Source organism: Azonexus sp. (assembly GCF_030824335.1).
Classification (GTDB): domain Bacteria; phylum Pseudomonadota; class Gammaproteobacteria; order Burkholderiales; family Rhodocyclaceae; genus Azonexus.
The window spans coordinates 63,165-81,391 of sequence record NZ_JAVBXX010000010.1; the positions used below are offsets into that span (position 1 = coordinate 63,165).

The following is an 18,227-nucleotide window of genomic DNA, read 5'->3' on the forward strand; positions in this document are numbered from 1 at the left end:
CGCAAGGTCGCATCGCCCATAAATGCAGAGTAAAAAATGACAACTCAAGAATCGACCACATTCATCATTATCGGCGTTACCAAGGAAGGTAAAAAATTTCGCCCCAGCGACTGGGCCGAACGCCTCTGTGGCGTCATGTCGGCCTTTGGTGCCGAACGCAAGATGAAATATTCGCCATACGTCGGGCCTGGCGACCACAACGGTGACAAGGCGGTATTCGTCGATGGCCGTCTCGGAGAAATTGAACCGATGGCCTATCGTTTCATGCTCAACTTCGCTCAAGACAATGATCTGCAGATCATTGATGGCGTCTGCCTGCTGGAAGACAAGAAATAAGCAAATTCTGCGGTCGACCCTAGCACCAGCATTTTTTCCGGGATCAAAGCAGCAACACAAAAAGCATAAAACAAAAAAGGCGCCCGCAGGCGCCATTTTTACGGGTTGATGCCTGCCAGCTTAGGCGGCAGCAACACCCAGTGCCTTGATCTGGGCAGACAGACGGCTCTTGGTACGAGCCACAGCATTCTTGTGTACGATCTTCTTGTCAGCGATACGGTCGATCACTGCAACGGAGGTCTGAAACACGCTCTGTGCGGCGGCTTTGTCACCGGCGACGATTGCTTTGCGAACGCTCTTGATTGCGGTACGCAGGGTCGAACGCAGGCTTGCGTTATGGGCACGCTGTCCGTCAGCTTGACGGGCGCGCTTGCGGGCTTGTGCACTGTTGGCCATTAAATACTCTCAGAAAATGTTCTTACGGAAGCGCAGGATTCTACACCAGAACCAAGCTGGCAATCAACAATACTTTACGCAAAAATCAGTTAACCAGCTCCTTGGGCAAGGCAAACGAAACCCCTTCCTCAACGCCCTGAAGCTGACCAACCTCGGCACCAGAAGACGCCTTCAGACGGTCAACCACCCGCCGCACCAGAATCTCCGGCGCCGACGCACCGGCCGTTACGCCAATACGCGCCTTGTCAGTCAGCCAGGCTTCCCGGATTTCATCGGCACTATCGATCAAATAAGCCTCGATACCCAAGCCAGCGGCCACTTCCTTGAGGCGACGGGAATTGGAGCTGTTGGGGCTACCGACCACAATCACCAGATCACATTGCCCGGCCAACGCCTTGACGGCATCCTGACGATTCTGCGTGGCATAGCAAATATCATCTTTCTTGGGGCCCTGTATCTCCGGAAAACGCACTCTGAGTGCGTCAATCACCACAGTCGCATCGTCCACCGACAGCGTGGTTTGGGTCACAAAGGAAAGTTGACCGGGGAATTTCACCTCGAGACTGGCAACATCGGCGACAGTCTCAACCAGATACATTCCGCCCTCGCTCTGCCCCATCGTTCCTTCGACCTCCGGATGCCCTTTGTGGCCGATCATGACGACTTCACGCGTCTGTTTGCGCATCTTGTCGACTTCGACATGCACCTTGGTGACCAGCGGACAAGTTGCATCGAAGACTTTCAGGCCACGCTGCTCGGCTTCCGTACGAACGGCTTTCGATACGCCATGCGCACTGAAAATCACCGTGCTGCCGGCCGGCACATCAGCCAGCTCCTCGATGAAAATCGCCCCCTTGGCCCGCAGATCATCACAGACAAACTTGTTGTGTACCACTTCGTGGCGCACGTAAATCGGCGCGCCAAACTTCTCCAGGGCGCGCTCGACAATCGTGATGGCGCGCTCGACGCCGGCGCAGAAACCACGCGGGTTGGCGAGAAGGATTTCCATTACATGATTCCGATGATTTTGACTTCAAACCGGATGGTCTTGCCGGCCATCGGATGATTGAAGTCGAACAAGGCGTGTGTGGCATCCAGTTCGCGCAGGAAACCGGCAAAGGTGCCGCCATTCGGCGCAGTGAATTCCACCACGGAGTTTTCCTTGAGTTCCATCTCGGCTGGCAAGCCGGCCCGGGCAATACGTTCGACCAGGCGTTCGTTATGCATGCCGAAGGCCTGCGCCGGCTCCAGTTCGAAGACGAAATGCTCCATCGCCGGCAAGCCGACCAGAACGCTTTCCAGATTTTCCGCCAGCTGACCACTACCCATCTGCAGGGTGGCCGGACTCATGTCGAAAGTCGACAGGAACTCCTCGCCATCCAGCGTGGAAATTCGGTAATGCAGGGTCAGATAACTGTCGGGGCGAACCGTCGTGCTCATGCTTGATCTTCTTTCGTGTTTTTTGCGGTCAACGAGGCAAAAATCAGTAAAACCGCGCCAATGCTGATGGCCGAATCGGCGATATTGAAGGCTGGCCAGTAAAACCCGGCGGCATGCCACTGGATGAAATCGACAACCGCGCCAAAGCGCACGCGATCGATCACGTTACCCAGCGCGCCGCCCATGACCAGCGTCAGAGCCAGCGACATCAGTTTTTGTTCCGGATGTTTTTTCAATTCCAGCGCGATCCAGCCGGAAACACCCAGCGCCAGCACGCTGAAGAACCAGCGCTGCCAGCCCGGCTGATCGGCCAGAAAACTGAATGCGGCGCCTGGATTGAAGGTCAGCACCCAGTTCCAGAACGGCGCGACATAAATCACCTCGCCGTAAGCGATGTTCTGCAACACCACCCACTTGCTCAACTGATCGAGAACGATGACCAGCGCCGCCAGCGCATACCACTGCCGCGGCTGCAAATGGCGCTCAGGCACAGGTGCGCGCCTCGCCGGCGCCATGCAGGTTGCTCACACAACGACCGCACAGGCCCGGATGTTCAGCATGCGCACCAACGTCCTCGCGCACATGCCAGCAACGTTCGCACTTGGCGTGAGCGAGCGGCGTCGCAACGACCTGCTCGGTTTCATTGCTGATGAGTGCGGTCGACGAACAAATGAAGACAAATTTCAGGTCGTCACCCAAGGAAGCCAGCGCGTCGTATTTCTCGCCGGCGCAATGAATTTCCACTGTGGCCTGCAGTGCCGAACCGATTTTCCCGGCTTCGCGCTGTTCTTCCAGCGCCTTGGTGACATCGGCCCGCGCCGTGCGCACCAGCGCCCATTTGGCGAGCAAGGCCGACTCATCGGCCGGCTTCGGCAGTTCATGCCATTGCTGGAACATGATCGAATCGTCAGCATTGCCACTGAGTACCGCCCAAACCTCTTCCGCCGTAAAGGCGGTGATCGGCGCCAGCAGGCGGACGAAACTTTGCGTGATGTGCCACAACGCCGATTGCGCTGAACGACGGGCCACCGACTGCGGTGCCGTGGTGTACAGACGGTCCTTCAGGATATCGAGGTAGAAACCGCCGAGGTCTTCCGAGCAGAAGGTCTGCAGCGCCTGGACGACGCGGTGGAATTCGTACTTGTCGAAATCGGCACGACAGCCTTCCTGCAACTCGCGGGTCAGCGCCAGCGCGTAGCGGTCGATTTCCAGCCAGTCTTCCACCGGCAACATTGCGGTCGACGCGTCGAAATCGGAAATATTGGCCAACAGGAAACGCAGGGTATTGCGGATGCGGCGATAGCCTTCGACCACGCGCTTGAGGATTTCGTCAGAAATGGTCAGCTCACCCGAGTAATCGGTCGATGCCGTCCACAGGCGCAGGATATCGGCGCCCATCTTGTCGGAAACCTGTTGCGGCGCGATGACGTTGCCCTTCGACTTCGACATCTTGTGGCCCTTGCCATCGACCACGAAGCCATGCGTCAGCAGCGCCTTGTACGGGGCGCGGCCGTCGATGGCACAACCGGACAGCAGGGAGGACTGGAACCAGCCGCGGTGCTGGTCGGAGCCTTCCAGATACAGATCGGCCGGGTAAGCCGAAACTTCGGCGTGCGAACCGCGCAGCACGTGCCAGTGCGTCGTCCCGGAATCGAACCAGACATCCAGCGTGTCTTTCATCTTGACGTACTGTTCGGCCTCGGCACCGAGCAACTCGGCGGCATCCAGGCTGAACCAGGCTTCGATACCGGCCTTTTCAACACGCTGGGCGACCAGTTCGACCAATTCGGCGGTACGCGGATGCGGCTGGCCGGTTTCCTTGTGCAGGAAAAACGGAATCGGCACGCCCCAGTTGCGCTGGCGCGAGACGCACCAGTCCGGCCGGGTCTTCATCATGCCTTCCAGACGGGCACGGCCCCAAGCCGGGAAAAATTGCGTTTCGTCGACCGCACGCTCGGCGATCCAGCGCAGCGTCGGCTCACTCTCGGACTTGCGATTCTCCATGCCAATGAACCACTGCGTCGTTGCGCGGAAGATGATCGGCGTCTTGTGCCGCCAGCAATGCGGGTAGCTGTGGCGGATTTTCTCTTCGAAAAGCAGTCGACCGCGCGCGGCCAGTTCGGCCAGCACCAGCGGATTGGCTTCCCACACGCTCTTGCCGGCCAGTTCTCCGGTCGACAGCGCGGGAACGGTAGAAATGAACTTGCCGTCGTTACCGACCGGGTTGTTCACCGGCAGGCCATACTGGCGGCCGACGTTGTAGTCATCCACACCATGCGCCGGCGCGGTATGCACCAGGCCGGTACCGGCTTCGGTCGTCACATGCTTGCCGCAGATGATCGCCACATCGCGCGGCTGGAACGGGTGTTTGAGCAGGATCTGGTCGAGCTTGTCGCCAGTCGTCGAGGCAACCACCGTGCCGGTCAGTTCATAGCGCTTGAGCGCAGCTTCGGCCAGTTCGCGAACCAGGATCAGCGCGCCCTTTTCGGTTTCGATCAGGTCGTAAGTCAGTTCCGGATGCACGCTGACCGCCTCGTTGGCTGGCAGCGTCCATGGCGTGGTCGTCCAGATCACGGCAAAGGCCGGGCCGCGCAGATGGGTCAGACCGAAAGCGTGCGCCAGTTTCTCGGCGTGGTTTTCATGGACTTCGAAAGCCACATCGATGGCCGGCGACGTCTTGTCCTCGTATTCAACCTCGGCTTCAGCCAGTGCCGAGCCGCAATCCAGACACCAGTTCACCGGCTTCAGCCCCTGGTACAGGTAGCCTTGCTCAAGGATTTTGCCCAGCGCGCGAATTTCTTCGGCCTCGGCCTTGAAATTCATCGTCAGGTAAGGATTGTCCCAATCGCCCAGCACGCCCAGGCGGATGAAATCCTTCTTCTGGCGTTCGACCTGCTCGGCGGCGTAGGCACGGCACAGTTCGCGGACCTTGTCGGCCGGGATGTTCTTGCCGTGCAGCTTCTCGATCTGGTGCTCGATCGGCAGGCCATGACAGTCCCAACCCGGCACGTAGGGCGCATCGAAACCGGACAGCGTCTTCGAGCGGACGATAATGTCCTTCAAAACCTTGTTGACCGCATGACCGATGTGGATGTCGCCGTTGGCATACGGCGGGCCGTCATGCAGCACAAAGCGCGGGCGGCCGGCGCTGATTTCGCGAATCTTCTGATAGAGCTTTTTCTGCTGCCACTGACCGACCCATTGCGGCTCGCGCTTGGGCAGGTCGCCGCGCATCGGAAAAGCGGTATCGGGAAGATTCAGCGTGTCTTTGTAATCAGCCATTTTGCGTGCTCACGAAGAAGGCCCGCGCCGCCGCGGCATCGGCCGCGATCTGCGCCTTGAGGGCGTCGAAATTGGGAAAACGTTGCTCATCGCGCAATTTATGCACGAAGCGCACCGAGATATGTGCACCGTAAATGTCGCGATCGAAATCGAACAGATGCACTTCAAGCAGCGGCCGCGTGCCGCCGACGGTTGGCCGGATACCGAGATTCGCTACGCCGGGCAAAGGCTTGTCAGCCAATCCGGCAACCTCGACGGCAAACACACCGGCCATCGGCAAGGGATTGTGCTTGATGCGCAGATTGGCCGTGGCAAAGCCCAACTGACGGCCCAGTTTCTGGCCATGCGACACCTGGCCATCAATCATGTAGGGACGCCCCAGCAGACGGGCGGCAAGTTCCATATCACCAACAGCCAGCGCTCGCCGCACCCCGGAACTGGATACCCGCTCACCGTCGACCGTAACACTGCCCATCGCTTCGACAACGAAACCGTGACGTTTGCCGGCATCCTGCAACAACGCAAAATCACCCACCCGCCCTTGGCCAAAACGAAAATCATCGCCAATGACCAGATGACGAACCTGCAGTGCGCGGACCAGCACCCGTTCAACAAATTGCTCTGCCGTCAGCGCAGCAAATGCCTGATTGAACGGACAAATCATCGCCTGCGTGACGCCGCTATCAGACAGCAATTCGAGCTTTTCCCGCAGGGTACTCAAGCGGGCCGGCGCCGAAGCGGGCTTGAAGAATTCGCGCGGATGCGGCTCGAAACTCAGCACGGCAGGCGTCAGTCCATGCTGCCGTGCAACATCGGTCAATCGACCAATCAGCGCAGCATGCCCCAGATGCACGCCATCGAAATTACCAATGGCCAACGCAACCGGAGCAGGAACTGAACGAGAATAACCGCGAAAGACGCGCATGAAACGGAGCCGCAAAAAAGCGCGATTATACCGAGGCCAATCGACATAACGGCGACATCACGGGCAAATCCACACAAAAACAGCCTCTTGCCACGCTGACCTGTCGTTATAATCGCAGGGTTATCCGACAGACTCTGGAAGCCAATGCTTGACCTGATCAACCATGTCGTCAGAATTTCGGCGCGGCGCGACCGTACCGAAATCAATGCGGCCATGGTCGATGCACTGATGGATCTTTTTGCCCCGCAAAAGCTGACGATCTACCGTTGCTACGCAGGCAAGCGAAAAACCGTTATTTTCCCGTGTGCCGGCTATGGCCCTCAAGGGAAATTCCTGCGTAATGCCTATCTGCCGGAACAACGCCTGTGCAAGCCTCTTGATCGCGATCCATTGCTCAAGCGCAGCCAGAAAGAACTCAGCGCCGTTATCGAATGCCATGAGGATGGCTCACACCGAATCGCCTTCCCGGTACTGCGCCGGGACGAAACAATTTATTTCATTGATCTGGAACTGTCGGATGAGTTTTCCCCCGACAAACGCATCGCGCTCACCGGCCTGATCGAGTATTTCGGCAATCACATCACGCTACTCGATTATGGCGAAACGGACACCCTGACCGGACTGCTTAGCCGTAAAACCTTCGACAAACATCTGTTCGAACTGCTAGGCCAAGCAAGCACCGACGATACGGCAAGCCAGAATCCACAATTCGCCCGGCGCACACTATCCCCCAACGGCAATCACTGGCTTGCCGTTTGCGACGTAGACCACTTCAAGCAGATCAATGACAATTTCGGCCACCTGATTGGCGACGAAGTACTGATCATGCTATCCCAAGTCATGCGGCACTCTTTCCGCTTCGACGATCAGCTATTCCGTTTTGGCGGCGAGGAGTTTGTTGCCTTGCTGCAACCAACGAGTCGCGAACGAGCCCTGGCCACATTGGAACGTTTCCGTAGCGACGTCGAAGCCACCACCTTCAGCCGTGTCGGCCACGTCACGGTCAGTATCGGGTTCAGTCAATTGCTGAGCAACGACACACCGACTGATGTCATCGACCGGGCGGACGAAGCACTGTATTACGCCAAACGCAGCGGCCGGAACCGGGTGGAAAACTACGAACAGCTAATTGCCGACCAGAAACTGACGGCCAGGGAAATCGCCAAGGGCGAAGTTGAGCTATTTTGAGGAAAGGTACTGAGCGATCAAGCCAGATGCCTGATCAATAAAGCAAATCAAGACCGACGGGCGGCAGCCCTGATTTGCCTCAAGCATGCAATGTACCGAACAACGTAGTGGCTAAGTACTGGCCACACCTGACTGAACAGGCATCAACGAACGGGCGGAAACGATGAGCCTTCTGCTGATGCCCGGACCGATTTTTCGTTCAACCTCCCACATCGGCAATCCTTTGACCACAGCTACCTGCTGAACCGCAGTGACCACGTCGCCGAACTTGGTACACAAATATTCAGCACCATGCTTAATCGAAGTCGTTACTTTCATTTGCCAAAGCCTCCTGTGGTGTCAGCCGAAAGCTCATCCTACAGAAATATTTCAATACATCACACAAACATAGCTGATGTATTTATTCGATTAAACCGAAGTTTTCTGAACCTGCGCTACGACACACAAACCAGGATTCTGTTGAATTCACCGATCAGCCCAGGCGGGCCATCCGTGCTTTCGGCCCCGGCGGGTGCTTGGTGAAGAACTGGCGGATACCACGCATCATGGCGTCGGCCAACTGATCCTGATAGGCCTCGTCCTTCAGACGCAATTCCTCTTCCGGATTGGAAATGAAGGCAGTCTCGATCAAGGCCGAAGGGATATCCGGTGCTTTCAGCACGGCGAACCCAGCCTGTTCAACGTTGGCCTTGTGCAAACGATTGATCGTCCCAAGCTCACCCAACAAATACTTACCCAGTTTCAGGCTGTCGTTGATCGTTGCAGTCTGCGATAGGTCAAGCAGCGTACGCGCCAGAAACATATCCTTGGTAGCGCTGATATTCACCCCGCCGATCAAGTCGGCATCATTCTCTTTCTGGGCCAGCAAACGGGCCTGCGTGCTACTCGCCCCTTTTTCCGACAAGACGAACACCGACGAGCCACGCGCATCCGGCTTGATCCACGCATCGGCGTGGATCGACAGGAACAAGTCGGCCTGGATACGCCGGGCTTTCTGGACGCGTACATTCAGCGGTACGAAGAAATCGCCATCGCGGGTCATCACGGCCCGCATGTTCGGCTCGGCATCAATCCGTGCCTTCAGGCGGCGTGCCACACCCAGCGTGACATCCTTCTCGTAAGTCCCGCGTTTGCCGACAGCGCCAGGATCTTCGCCGCCATGACCGGCATCGAGCATGATGGTCACCAGGCGATCGACAATCGCCTTGCCCGGACGCCGGGCAATTTGTTGTTCCTGGGGCTGAGAGTGTGGCTGGGGCTGCGGTTTCTTTTCGCTTGCCGCCGCTTCCGGTTCGGTTTTCAGCGGCTCGACTGCATCCTGACGACCTTCAAGCAGCGCCATCAGCGGATCGACCGGATTTTGCGGATAAACGTCCAGCACCAGTCGATGTCCGTATTCCGCCACCGGGGCCAGCGAAAACACCTGGGGTACGACACGGGTCTTCAGTTCCATGACCAGACGCACAACTCCCGGCTTGAAGCGACCGGCACGGACGAGTTTGATATAGGGATCGTTATCGGCCACCTTGCCGGCCAGACTGTCGAGTACGCCGTTGAATTCGACGCCTTCGATATCGACCACCAGCCGATCCGGATTTTCCACCGTGAAATGTTTGAATTTCAGGGGGATGTTGTGCTCCAGCGTCACCCGGGTGTAATCCTCGGCCGGCCAGATACGGACCGCCAGAATAGCCGGTGCGCTGGCCGCCAGACCCGCCAGCGGCGTGACCGAGAGAACTAGGGTCGACCCGGCGTAGCGCAGGAAATGCCGGCGCCGATGGTCGAGGTGAGTGTCTTTATGCATGACGCCCCCCTTTCAGAAGAAGCCAGGAGTTCCGCGACACGTGCGGCGCCTGAGTGCTGCAAGTGCACACGGAGATCCGGCAAAGGGACGCAGCCAGCCGCCTTCTCCGGCCACTCGACCAGACAGACGGACGCATCGTTGAAGTATTCGCCAAACCCCGCATCGAGGAACTCCTCTGGTGACTCGAAGCGATAAAAATCAAAGTGATACAAGTATAAACTCGAAACTACGTAAACTTCAACCAAAGCATAGGTCGGACTTTTCACCGGACCGTTGTGACCGAGTGCGCGAATCAGTGCCCGTGCCAGCGTCGTCTTGCCGGCGCCGAGATCGCCGTCGAGAAAAATCACCAACCCCGGCTGCAGGGCAGTTGCCAGTTTTTCGCCCAGGCGCTGGGTAGCGGCCTCATCGGGCAAATCAAAAACAGCGGTAACATCCGGGCTATGCATGATGATGACTCCACGATGAACGGTGCGGCACTCAAGGCGAGCATCCGCGAGATTGGCCGCACACTGGGCTTTGCCGAAATCGGCGTCGCCCGCGCCGAACCGGGCGCTGCCGTCGCCGGCCTGCGTGCATGGCTGGCCGAGGGCATGCACGGGGAGATGGATTATATGGCGCGCCACGCCGAACTGCGCGCCCAACCGCAGCAACTCCAGCCGGGCACCATCACCGTCATCTCTGCTGCGGTCGACTACCTGCCACACGACAAAACCGACGATACGCCAGCGCAAGCTGCGATTTCCCGCTATGCCCAGGGACGCGATTACCACAAGATCGTGCGCACCCGGCTGCAGAAACTGGCCGATGCAATCAGCGAACTGGCCGGGCCTTTCGGCTACCGCGTTTTTTCCGATTCGGCCCCGGTCATGGAAGTCGAGTTCGCCAGCCAGGCCGGCCTGGGCTGGCGCGGCAAACATACGCTACTGCTGTCGAAGCAAGGTTCCTGGCGCTTTCTCGGCGAAATTTACTGCGACCTGCCGCTGCCGCCCGATACGCCAAGCGAGCCGCATTGCGGCACCTGTACCGCCTGCATAACCGCCTGCCCGACCGCCGCCATCGTCGCGCCATACAAGGTCGATGCAAGGCGCTGCATTTCCTACCTGACCATCGAACTGGCCGGCGCCATCCCTGAGGAGTTCCGGCCACTAATCGGCAACCGGATATACGGCTGCGACGACTGCCAGTTGTGCTGCCCGTGGAACCGCTTTGCCCGTATCGGCGACCCGGCATTTGCACCGCGCCAGGGACTGGACTCAGCCAGTCTGGTCGAATTGTTTGCATGGAGCGAACAGCAGTTCAATGACCGACTGGCCGGCAGCCCGATCCGGCGCATCGGTCACGAACGCTGGCTGAGAAATATCGCCGTCGCGCTAGGCAACGGCCCGACCACGACAGAATCGCGAGCCGCACTGGAAAACCGGGCCGGCGATTCATCCCCGCTGGTCCGCGAACATGTGGCCTGGGCGCTGGCTACCCATCGGGCAGAATGACCACGTACCATCGCTCGGAACTTTCGGATCAAGCTGCCGGAATCAATAAGTAATCATCGGCCGCTGCGGATCGGCACACCACTCGCTCCACGAGCCGCCGTACAGACGCGATCCCGGCAGGCCGGCGATTTCCATGGCCAGAATGTTGTGGCAGGCCGAAACACCGGAACCGCAGTAATGCACTACCTGCTCGGCCGAATTACCGGCCAGCACGCCTTGCCACTCGGCCGACAAATCACGCGCCGGCTTGAAGCGGCCGTCGGCCTGCAGGTTGTCGCGAAAGAAACGGTTGGTCGCCCCGGGAATATGGCCACCGACCGGATCGATGGTTTCATTTTCGCCACGGAAACGATCTTCGGCCCGTCCGTCGATCAGGCGCATGGCCGGCGATTTGAGCATTTTCCCGACAAAAAGCGCGTCGACCGCAAAAGAACGCTGAACAGGCGTGAAACTGCCAGTACGAACCATCGGCAGTTCATTTGACACATCCCCGCCTGCCTCGCACCAGGCTTGCCAGCCACCGTCGAGCACGGCCACCCGATCATGCCCCAACCAACGCAACAGCCACCACAAGCGGCCGGCAATCATGCCCTGCGCATCGTCGTAGACCACGACTTGAGTTGCTGGTTTATTGACACCGATTTCGACCAGCCGCCCGGCCAGACGCTGCGGATCAGGCAACGGATGGCGGCCATTGCTACCGGTCAGCGGACCGGACAGATCGCGGTCGCAATGCAGAAAATGCGCGCCGGGAATGTGCGCTTCGGCATACGCGCGTTCGCCATAACCGACATCGGCCAGCTGGTGGCGGACATCGATCACCACACAGTCCGGATCGCCGAGATGCGCTTGCAACAAGCCGGCGTCAATGAGTGTCGTGAAATTCAAGCCGCCGCCTCCAGCCAGCCTTTTGCCTCAAGCGCATCGTCGAAAACTTCGACATCGGCATTGACGAAAGTCTGCGAAACCCAGGCACTCCAAGTCACCCATTGGCTGTCGGTGACCACGGCAACCCGATTGAAATCGTTGGCGTGGGCACGGGAGAACTTCACTTCCTCCCAAGCCACATCGAGTGTCAGGCCAGCCATTTGCGACAAGTCGAAGAACAGGTTAACCGGCCCTTCAAACTTGACCTTGTAATTGACGACTTCCTCGAACTCCTTGTAATCCGCCAGCGTAAATTCACCGAAAACAGACACATTGACGCGATTGGGTTGGTGGTCGATGACAATCATGACTTTTCTCCTTTGTTATTTATTGCCAGTTTAATCCTGCTCTACCGGGCTGGCACGCGAAAAGTGCGTGGCCACAATGCCCGACAGGATGATCAGCCCGATCGCCATCCAGGCCGATGCACTAAGCACCTCGCCCCAGAACAACATGCCGAACAGGCTGGAAAAAATCACCGTGCTGTAGGCCAGTGATGCCGACATCAAGGTTTTACCCCGCGTAAATGCACGAGTCATGGCGAGCTGGGCCAAGGTGGCAAAACCGCCGACGCCGAACAAAATCAGGCCGCTTTCGCGGTCGACCGGATGAATTTCACCAAAACCCAGCCAGAGCAGCGAACAGACGGTAGCGACCAGGGAAAAATAGAAAACGGTCCGGGTTTCGGACTCGCCACGCGCCCCCAACTCCCGCACGCTGAAATAAGCCATGCCAGCCATCGCGCCGGAGCCGAGGCCGATCAAGCCGGGCAGCAATTGATCCGCCTGCAGGCTGGGCTTGAGCAACAGCGCGACGCCAGCCAGACCAATGCACAGCGCACCCAGCATGCCGATGCGCAAGCGCCAGCCAGCCAAAGCCAGGTACAAGGCAAGAAATATCGCCGAGGTGTAATTGAGCGTGACGGCAGTCGCCAGCGGCAACAGGGTAATTGCATAAAAATAAGCAAACAGGGCGGAAAAACCGACCACGCCGCGGGTGATCTGCCACTGCCAATGCGCGGTTTTCAGGCTGACGCCGCGCAGGCGTACCAGACCGAACATCAGAATCAAGGCAATGAAGCTGCGATAGAAGGTGATTTCAACCGCCGAGTGCGTCGCGGCAGCCAGCTTGACGCAGACGCCCATGCAGGCAAAAAGAAAGCTGGCGGCGATCATCCACAAGGATTGCATGCAGGGCTCAAGAAGGAAAAAACAAAGGGCGGCGGATTTTACCCCGACGCCCCGGTCGACCGCAGAAATTGGCCAAAAACGCTCAGCGCGCCTCAATATCCTTCTGCATGATCCGGCGGTAGAACTCGTGGAAGTGCTGCATGCCGTCTTCCATCGGGCTCTGGTACGGGCCGACCTCGTTCTTGCCTTCGGCCAGCAGCGCCTTGCGGCCGCGGTCCATGCGTTCGCCGATATCGTCGTCCTCAATCGCCGTTTCCATGTAGGCCGCGCGCTCGGCCTCAATGAATTCGCGCTCGAAATCGACAATCTCCTCGGGGTAGTAGAACTCGACGACATTCATCGTCTTGTCCGGCCCTTGCGGAATCAGCGTCGACACGACCAGCACGTGCGGATACCACTCAACCATGATGTTCGGGTAGTAGGTCAGCCAGATCGCGCCTTGCGGCGGCGTCTGCCCGCGATCACCGTAGTACTCGCGGACGACCTTCTGCCAGCGGTTGTAGGTGGCAGAGGAGGATTCCTTCATCAGCGAAGTGATGCCGACCTTCTGCACCGAGTACCAGTCGCCGAACTGCCAGGTCAGGTCGTCACAGGTGACGAAGTTGCCGAGGCCCGGGTGGTAAGGCACAACGTGGTAATCCTCCAGGTAGACCTCGATGAAGGTCTTCCAGTTGTAATTGCACTCGTGCATCTCGACATGGTCGAGCTTGTAGCCGGTGAAATCGAGATCACGCGCGACGTTCATGCCACCAAGGTCGCCATTGGCCGAGCGCGGGCCCTTGAAGAGCAGGCCGTTCCAGTTTTCCAGCTTGACCTTGTCGAGATTCAGACAGGGATTCTGCGGGAAGTGCGGCGCGCCGATCAGCTCACCCGACTGCTCGTAAGTCCACCGATGAATCGGGCAGACCACCGGCCCTTCGAGCTTGCCCGAACCCTGCAGCATGATCGCCTGGCGATGCCGGCAGACGTTGGACATCTGCCAGATGCCGGCATTCTTGCCGACGCTGCCGCCGTTGAGCAGCATCTGGCCGTGATCCTTCCATTCCAGCGAACGGTAATCGCCCGCTTCCGGCACCATCAACTGGTGGCCTACATAGCCCGGACCGGCATCGAAGATGAGTTTCTTCTCCAGCGCATGAATCCGTTCATCGAAATACCAGTCCACAGGCAGTTGGGAAACTGCAGGTGCCAACCGGGACGACGTCGCCATGTCGGACATTCCAAGCCTCCAGCGGGGGTTAAAAGACCGGGGATTTTACCCTCAATTTGACCGAAAGACCCCTGATGGAGTATTTTCACGCGTTTCCCCGACCCCGCCTGCCATGGATCCGACGCCAATTGCCGACATGAAATTCGAGACAGCCTTGGCCGAACTTGAGGCCATTGTTGGCGGCATGGAAAATGGCCAGCTGGAACTAGAGGCATCAATCGCGGCCTACCAGCGCGGTACGGCGCTGATGCAGCACTGCCAGATGCAGCTCGACAAGGCCGAGGAGCAGATTCGCATCCTCGAAAACGGCGAATTCAAATACGTGGACCGTGCCCTGCAAGAAGCCCCGCCGATGGGCAAACCTCAGGAGAGTCAGTGAGCATTCCCTTTGCCGATTGGATGGCCGCCACGCAAGCTCGCGTCGAAGCCGCCCTCGCCCGCCATCTACCGGGCAGTGACTGCATTCCCCACCGCCTGCACGATGCAATGCGCTACGCCACGCTGGGCGGCGGCAAGCGCGTCCGTCCGCTGCTCGCCTTCGCCGCTGGCGAACTGACCGGCGCCAACGCCGAACAACTGGATACGGTCGCCTGCGCGGTCGAACTGATCCACGCTTACTCGCTGGTACACGACGACCTGCCTTGCATGGACGACGACGTGCTGCGGCGCGGTCGACCGACCTGTCACGTCGAATACGACGAACCGACTGCATTATTGGTCGGCGACAGCCTGCAGACGCTGGCCTTCGAACTGCTTGCTGGCCAGCCGCTGGGTGACCCCAGACAACAACTCGAAATGATCACCTTGCTCGCCCACGCCAGCGGTTCGCGCGGCATGGCCGGCGGTCAGGCCATCGACCTGGCGTCAGTTGGCAAACCACTCGAACAGCTCGAGCTGGAACTGATGCACGCGCTGAAAACCGGCGCACTGATTCGGGCTGCCGTATTGCTTGGCGCACTGGCTGGCTCCCCGCTGTCTGCCGAGGAAAGAAGCGGCCTTGACCGTTTCGCCAAGCGCGCCGGTCTGCTTTTTCAAGTAGTCGACGACATTCTCGACTGCACCGCCAGCACGGCAACCCTCGGCAAGACGGCCGGCAAGGACGAAGCCGCCGACAAACCGACCTATGTGGCGCTGCTCGGCCTCGAGGCAGCCCGCGAATACGCCGAAGAATTGCGAACCGATGCCCTCGCGGCGCTGTCCATCTTCGGCCAACGCGCCGGGCGACTGACCCAACTGGCCGATTTCATTTGTCACCGGCAATTCTGAAAATGAACGCAGTGAAAATGAATGCAGCAAATCCACTCGACCTGCTGGAAAGCATCAACAGCCCCGCTGACTTGCGCGCCCTGGAACGCAAACAACTGGCCCAACTGGCCAGCGAACTGCGCAGCTTCCTGATTAACTCTGTCTCGCAGACGGGCGGCCACCTGTCGTCCAATCTGGGCACCGTCGAACTGACCATCGCGCTGCATTACGTGTTCAACACCCCGGAAGACCGGCTGGTCTGGGACGTTGGCCACCAATGCTATCCGCACAAGGTACTGACCGGGCGGCGTGAAGGCATGGACCGCTTGCGCATGCGCGGTGGCATCGCCGGTTTTCCCAAGCGTTGCGAAAGCGAATACGACACCTTTGGCGTCGGCCATTCATCGACCTCGATCTCGGCCGCGCTGGGCATGGCCCTGGCTGCCAAGCACAAGGGCGAGGCACGCAAGGCGATTGCGGTGATCGGCGACGGCGCGATGTCGGCCGGCATGGCTTTCGAAGCCCTGAACAATGCCGGCGTCGCCGATGCCGACATGCTGGTCATCCTGAACGACAACGAGATGTCGATCTCGCCGCCGGTCGGCGCGCTGAACAACATCCTGACCCGATTGATGTCGGGCAAGACCTTCAACGTGGCCCGCGAAGCCGGCCGGCACATGCTCGGTTTTGCCCCGCCACTGCTTGAGCTGGCCCGCCGTGCCGAAGAGCACGTCAAGGGCATGATCGCCCCCGGCACCCTGTTCGAGGAATTCGGCTTTCACTATTACGGCCCGATCGACGGACACAATCTCGACGCCCTGATCCCGACCCTGGAAAACCTGCGCGGCCTGAAAGGCCCGAAGTTTCTCCACGTCATTACCAAGAAGGGCCAGGGTTACAAGCTGGCCGAAGCCGACCCCATTCTTTACCACGGCGTCGCTAAATTCGCCCCCGGTGAAGGCATCCTGGCAGCCAAGGGGCCGGGCAAGCTGACTTACACGCAGGTCTTTGGCGACTGGCTATGCGACATGGCCAAAGCGGATGATCGGCTGATCGGGATTACCCCGGCCATGCGCGAAGGCTCCGGCATGGTCCGCTTTGCCAACGAACACGCCGACCGCTACTACGATGTCGGCATCGCCGAACAACACGCCGTGACCTTTGCCGCGGGCCTTGCCTGCGAAGGCCTGAAGCCGGTGGTCGCGATCTACTCGACCTTCCTGCAGCGCGCCTACGATCAGCTGATCCACGACGTCGCGCTGCAGAATTTACCGGTGATTTTTGCGGTCGACCGCGGCGGTCTGGTCGGCGCCGACGGTCCGACGCATCACGGCACCTTTGACCTGTCGTTTACCGCCTGCATCCCGAACATGGTGGTCATGGCACCGGCCGACGAAGCCGAATGCCGGCGCATGCTGTCCACCGCTTACAGCCTGGATGGTCCAAGCATGGTGCGCTACCCGCGCGGCGGCGGCAACGGTGTAATCCCGAATACGCAACTCGATACCCTGCCGGTCGGCAAGGCAGAAATCCGCCGGCGTGGGCAGGGCGTCGCACTGCTGGCTTTCGGCAGTCTGGTCGCAGCCGCCGAGGCGGCCGGCAATGAACTGGATGCAAGCGTCGTCAACATGCGCTTCATCAAACCGCTGGATGTCGACCTGATAATTGAACTTGCCGGGAACCATTCCCTGCTGGTCAGCATCGAAGAGAATGCCGTGATTGGCGGTGCCGGCTCGGAAATCGAGCGGGTGCTGGCCGAACGCGGGTTGAACGTGGCCGTGCTGCGTCTCGGCCTGCCGGATCGCTTTGTCGATCACGGAGAACAGGGGCAGCTCCTCGCCGAGCTTGGCCTAGACAAGGATGGTATCGTGCGCAGCGTACGTGAACGCCTCGCTAACCAAATAACACGACAGAACAGCCAATGACAGCCACAACCCCCATCGCCGACGTCCAGAGCTCGGCCGACACCCGCCAGATCGCCATCAACAAGGTCGGCATCAAATCCATTCGCCACCCGATCAAGGTGCAGGACAAATCGACCGGCGTGCAGCACACGGTCGCCATGTTCAACATGTACGTCGGCCTGCCGCACAACTTCAAGGGCACGCACATGTCCCGCTTCGTGGAGATACTGAACAGCCACGAACGTGAAATTTCCGTCGAAAACTTTCCGGTCATGTTGCGCGACATGCTGGTCAAGCTCGAAGCCGAAACCGGCCACATCGAGATGAACTTTCCGTATTTCATCAACAAAACGGCCCCGGTCTCCGGCGTGCAGAGCCTGATGGATTACGACGTCACCCTGATCGGTGACATCAGCAACGGCGAAATCGTCACCGCTACCAAAGTGGTCGTCCCGGTCACCAGCCTGTGCCCCTGCTCAAAGAAGATTTCCGAACGCGGCGCCCACAACCAGCGCTCACACGTCACCGTGACGGCCCGCACCAACGACTTCATGTGGATCGAAGAACTGGTGCAACTGGTCGAAGCCGAGGCTTCCTGCGAGTTGTTCGGCCTCTTGAAACGCCCGGACGAAAAATACGTCACCGAACGCGCCTACGACAATCCGAAATTCGTCGAAGACATGGTGCGCGACGTCGCTGCCCGCCTCAATGCCGAAGCACGCATCGATGCTTACGTTGTCGAATCCGAGAACTTCGAGTCCATCCACAACCATTCAGCCTATGCGCTGATTGAACGGGACAAGAAAAACGGCTGATTATTGCGGTCGACGCTGGAATTCATCAAAAAGAGGCTGCGGCCTCTTTTTTATTTTTACCAAATTTTTTAG

20 protein-coding genes are annotated in these 18,227 nt (G+C 59.0%); 7 read left to right on the forward strand and 13 right to left on the reverse strand.

Going from position 1 to position 18,227, the window contains the following annotated elements; translation table 11 throughout:
- Positions 1–36: 36 nt before the first annotated feature.
- On the forward strand, positions 37–336 hold the full coding sequence (locus tag RCI20_RS06700; RefSeq protein ID WP_306603800.1) for a DUF3579 domain-containing protein: 300 nt from the start codon (positions 37–39) through the stop codon (positions 334–336).
- Positions 337–456: 120 nt separating this feature from the next.
- Here the strand turns inward: RCI20_RS06700 and rpsT are convergent, their stop codons facing one another.
- The 6 genes from rpsT to RCI20_RS06730 form a co-directional block, all read right to left on the reverse strand.
- Positions 457–732 carry a 30S ribosomal protein S20 gene (gene rpsT, locus RCI20_RS06705; RefSeq protein WP_306603801.1) on the reverse strand — a complete coding sequence of 92 codons (276 nt, stop codon included), beginning with the start codon at positions 730–732 and terminating at the stop codon, positions 457–459.
- An 85-nt stretch (positions 733–817) separates the two neighbouring features.
- The gene (gene ispH / locus RCI20_RS06710; protein ID WP_306603802.1) at positions 818–1,741 is read right to left on the reverse strand and encodes a 4-hydroxy-3-methylbut-2-enyl diphosphate reductase; all 924 of its coding nucleotides are present in this window, start codon (positions 1,739–1,741) and stop codon (positions 818–820) included.
- Complete coding sequence (locus RCI20_RS06715) at positions 1,741–2,172, reverse strand: peptidylprolyl isomerase (protein WP_306603803.1); 432 nt, start codon at positions 2,170–2,172, stop codon at positions 1,741–1,743. Before RCI20_RS06715 ends, ispH begins: the two co-directional genes overlap by 1 nt.
- Positions 2,169–2,687, reverse strand: coding sequence for a signal peptidase II (gene lspA, locus RCI20_RS06720; RefSeq protein WP_373691486.1), 519 nt, complete (start codon positions 2,685–2,687; stop codon positions 2,169–2,171). Before lspA ends, RCI20_RS06715 begins: the two co-directional genes overlap by 4 nt.
- Positions 2,656–5,454, reverse strand: a complete 2,799-nt coding sequence (gene ileS, locus RCI20_RS06725; RefSeq protein WP_306603805.1) for an isoleucine--tRNA ligase — start codon at positions 5,452–5,454, stop codon at positions 2,656–2,658. Before ileS ends, lspA begins: the two co-directional genes overlap by 32 nt.
- Entirely contained in the window at positions 5,447–6,379 is a 933-nt protein-coding gene (locus RCI20_RS06730) for a bifunctional riboflavin kinase/FAD synthetase (RefSeq protein WP_306603806.1), read from the reverse strand. The genes ileS and RCI20_RS06730 overlap by 8 nt, the downstream gene beginning before the upstream one ends.
- 144 nt (positions 6,380–6,523) lie before the next feature.
- Between RCI20_RS06730 and RCI20_RS06735 the strand changes: the two genes are divergently transcribed.
- Positions 6,524–7,567: a GGDEF domain-containing protein gene (locus RCI20_RS06735; protein ID WP_306603807.1), complete on the forward strand. Its 1,044-nt coding sequence runs from the start codon at positions 6,524–6,526 to the stop codon at positions 7,565–7,567.
- A gap of 111 nt (positions 7,568–7,678) precedes the next feature.
- Here the strand turns inward: RCI20_RS06735 and RCI20_RS06740 are convergent, their stop codons facing one another.
- The 3 genes from RCI20_RS06740 to tsaE form a co-directional block, all read right to left on the reverse strand.
- Positions 7,679–7,885, reverse strand: a complete 207-nt coding sequence (locus RCI20_RS06740; protein ID WP_306603808.1) for a hypothetical protein — start codon at positions 7,883–7,885, stop codon at positions 7,679–7,681.
- A 154-nt stretch (positions 7,886–8,039) separates the two neighbouring features.
- Positions 8,040–9,371: an N-acetylmuramoyl-L-alanine amidase gene (locus RCI20_RS06745; protein WP_306603809.1), complete on the reverse strand. Its 1,332-nt coding sequence runs from the start codon at positions 9,369–9,371 to the stop codon at positions 8,040–8,042.
- The gene (gene tsaE, locus RCI20_RS06750; RefSeq protein WP_306603810.1) at positions 9,305–9,820 is read right to left on the reverse strand and encodes a tRNA (adenosine(37)-N6)-threonylcarbamoyltransferase complex ATPase subunit type 1 TsaE; all 516 of its coding nucleotides are present in this window, start codon (positions 9,818–9,820) and stop codon (positions 9,305–9,307) included. The genes RCI20_RS06745 and tsaE overlap by 67 nt, the downstream gene beginning before the upstream one ends.
- On the opposite strand from tsaE, the gene queG reads away from it, so the two are divergent.
- A complete protein-coding gene (queG, locus tag RCI20_RS06755; RefSeq protein WP_306603811.1) occupies positions 9,815–10,864 on the forward strand; it encodes a tRNA epoxyqueuosine(34) reductase QueG in 1,050 nt (349 codons plus the stop codon). The two genes, tsaE and queG, sit on opposite strands and share 6 nt — an antisense overlap.
- Before the next feature lie 42 nt (positions 10,865–10,906).
- On the opposite strand, the gene RCI20_RS06760 is transcribed toward queG, so the two are convergent.
- From RCI20_RS06760 to RCI20_RS06775, 4 genes are all read right to left on the reverse strand, one after another.
- A complete protein-coding gene (locus RCI20_RS06760) occupies positions 10,907–11,752 on the reverse strand; it encodes a sulfurtransferase (protein ID WP_306603812.1) in 846 nt (281 codons plus the stop codon).
- On the reverse strand, positions 11,749–12,099 hold the full coding sequence (locus tag RCI20_RS06765; protein WP_306603813.1) for an STAS/SEC14 domain-containing protein: 351 nt from the start codon (positions 12,097–12,099) through the stop codon (positions 11,749–11,751). The genes RCI20_RS06760 and RCI20_RS06765 overlap by 4 nt, the downstream gene beginning before the upstream one ends.
- A gap of 30 nt (positions 12,100–12,129) precedes the next feature.
- Positions 12,130–12,981 carry a DMT family transporter gene (locus RCI20_RS06770; protein ID WP_306603814.1) on the reverse strand — a complete coding sequence of 284 codons (852 nt, stop codon included), beginning with the start codon at positions 12,979–12,981 and terminating at the stop codon, positions 12,130–12,132.
- Between the two features lie 82 nt (positions 12,982–13,063).
- Positions 13,064–14,200 carry an aromatic ring-hydroxylating dioxygenase subunit alpha gene (locus RCI20_RS06775; protein ID WP_306603815.1) on the reverse strand — a complete coding sequence of 379 codons (1,137 nt, stop codon included), beginning with the start codon at positions 14,198–14,200 and terminating at the stop codon, positions 13,064–13,066.
- Between the two features lie 103 nt (positions 14,201–14,303).
- On the opposite strand from RCI20_RS06775, the gene xseB reads away from it, so the two are divergent.
- From xseB to folE2, 4 genes are read left to right on the forward strand one after another with little or no spacing between them, the layout of a single operon-like run.
- Positions 14,304–14,570 (forward strand): exodeoxyribonuclease VII small subunit, encoded by a 267-nt coding sequence (gene xseB, locus RCI20_RS06780; protein ID WP_306603816.1) that lies wholly within the window; start codon positions 14,304–14,306, stop codon positions 14,568–14,570.
- Positions 14,571–14,590: 20 nt separating this feature from the next.
- Positions 14,591–15,457: a polyprenyl synthetase family protein gene (locus tag RCI20_RS06785; RefSeq protein ID WP_306604018.1), complete on the forward strand. Its 867-nt coding sequence runs from the start codon at positions 14,591–14,593 to the stop codon at positions 15,455–15,457.
- Between the two features lie 2 nt (positions 15,458–15,459).
- Complete coding sequence (dxs, locus tag RCI20_RS06790) at positions 15,460–17,361, forward strand: 1-deoxy-D-xylulose-5-phosphate synthase (protein WP_306603817.1); 1,902 nt, start codon at positions 15,460–15,462, stop codon at positions 17,359–17,361.
- Positions 17,358–18,155 carry a GTP cyclohydrolase FolE2 gene (gene folE2, locus RCI20_RS06795; RefSeq protein WP_306603818.1) on the forward strand — a complete coding sequence of 266 codons (798 nt, stop codon included), beginning with the start codon at positions 17,358–17,360 and terminating at the stop codon, positions 18,153–18,155. The genes dxs and folE2 overlap by 4 nt, the downstream gene beginning before the upstream one ends.
- The last annotated feature ends 72 nt before the right edge of the window (positions 18,156–18,227 follow it).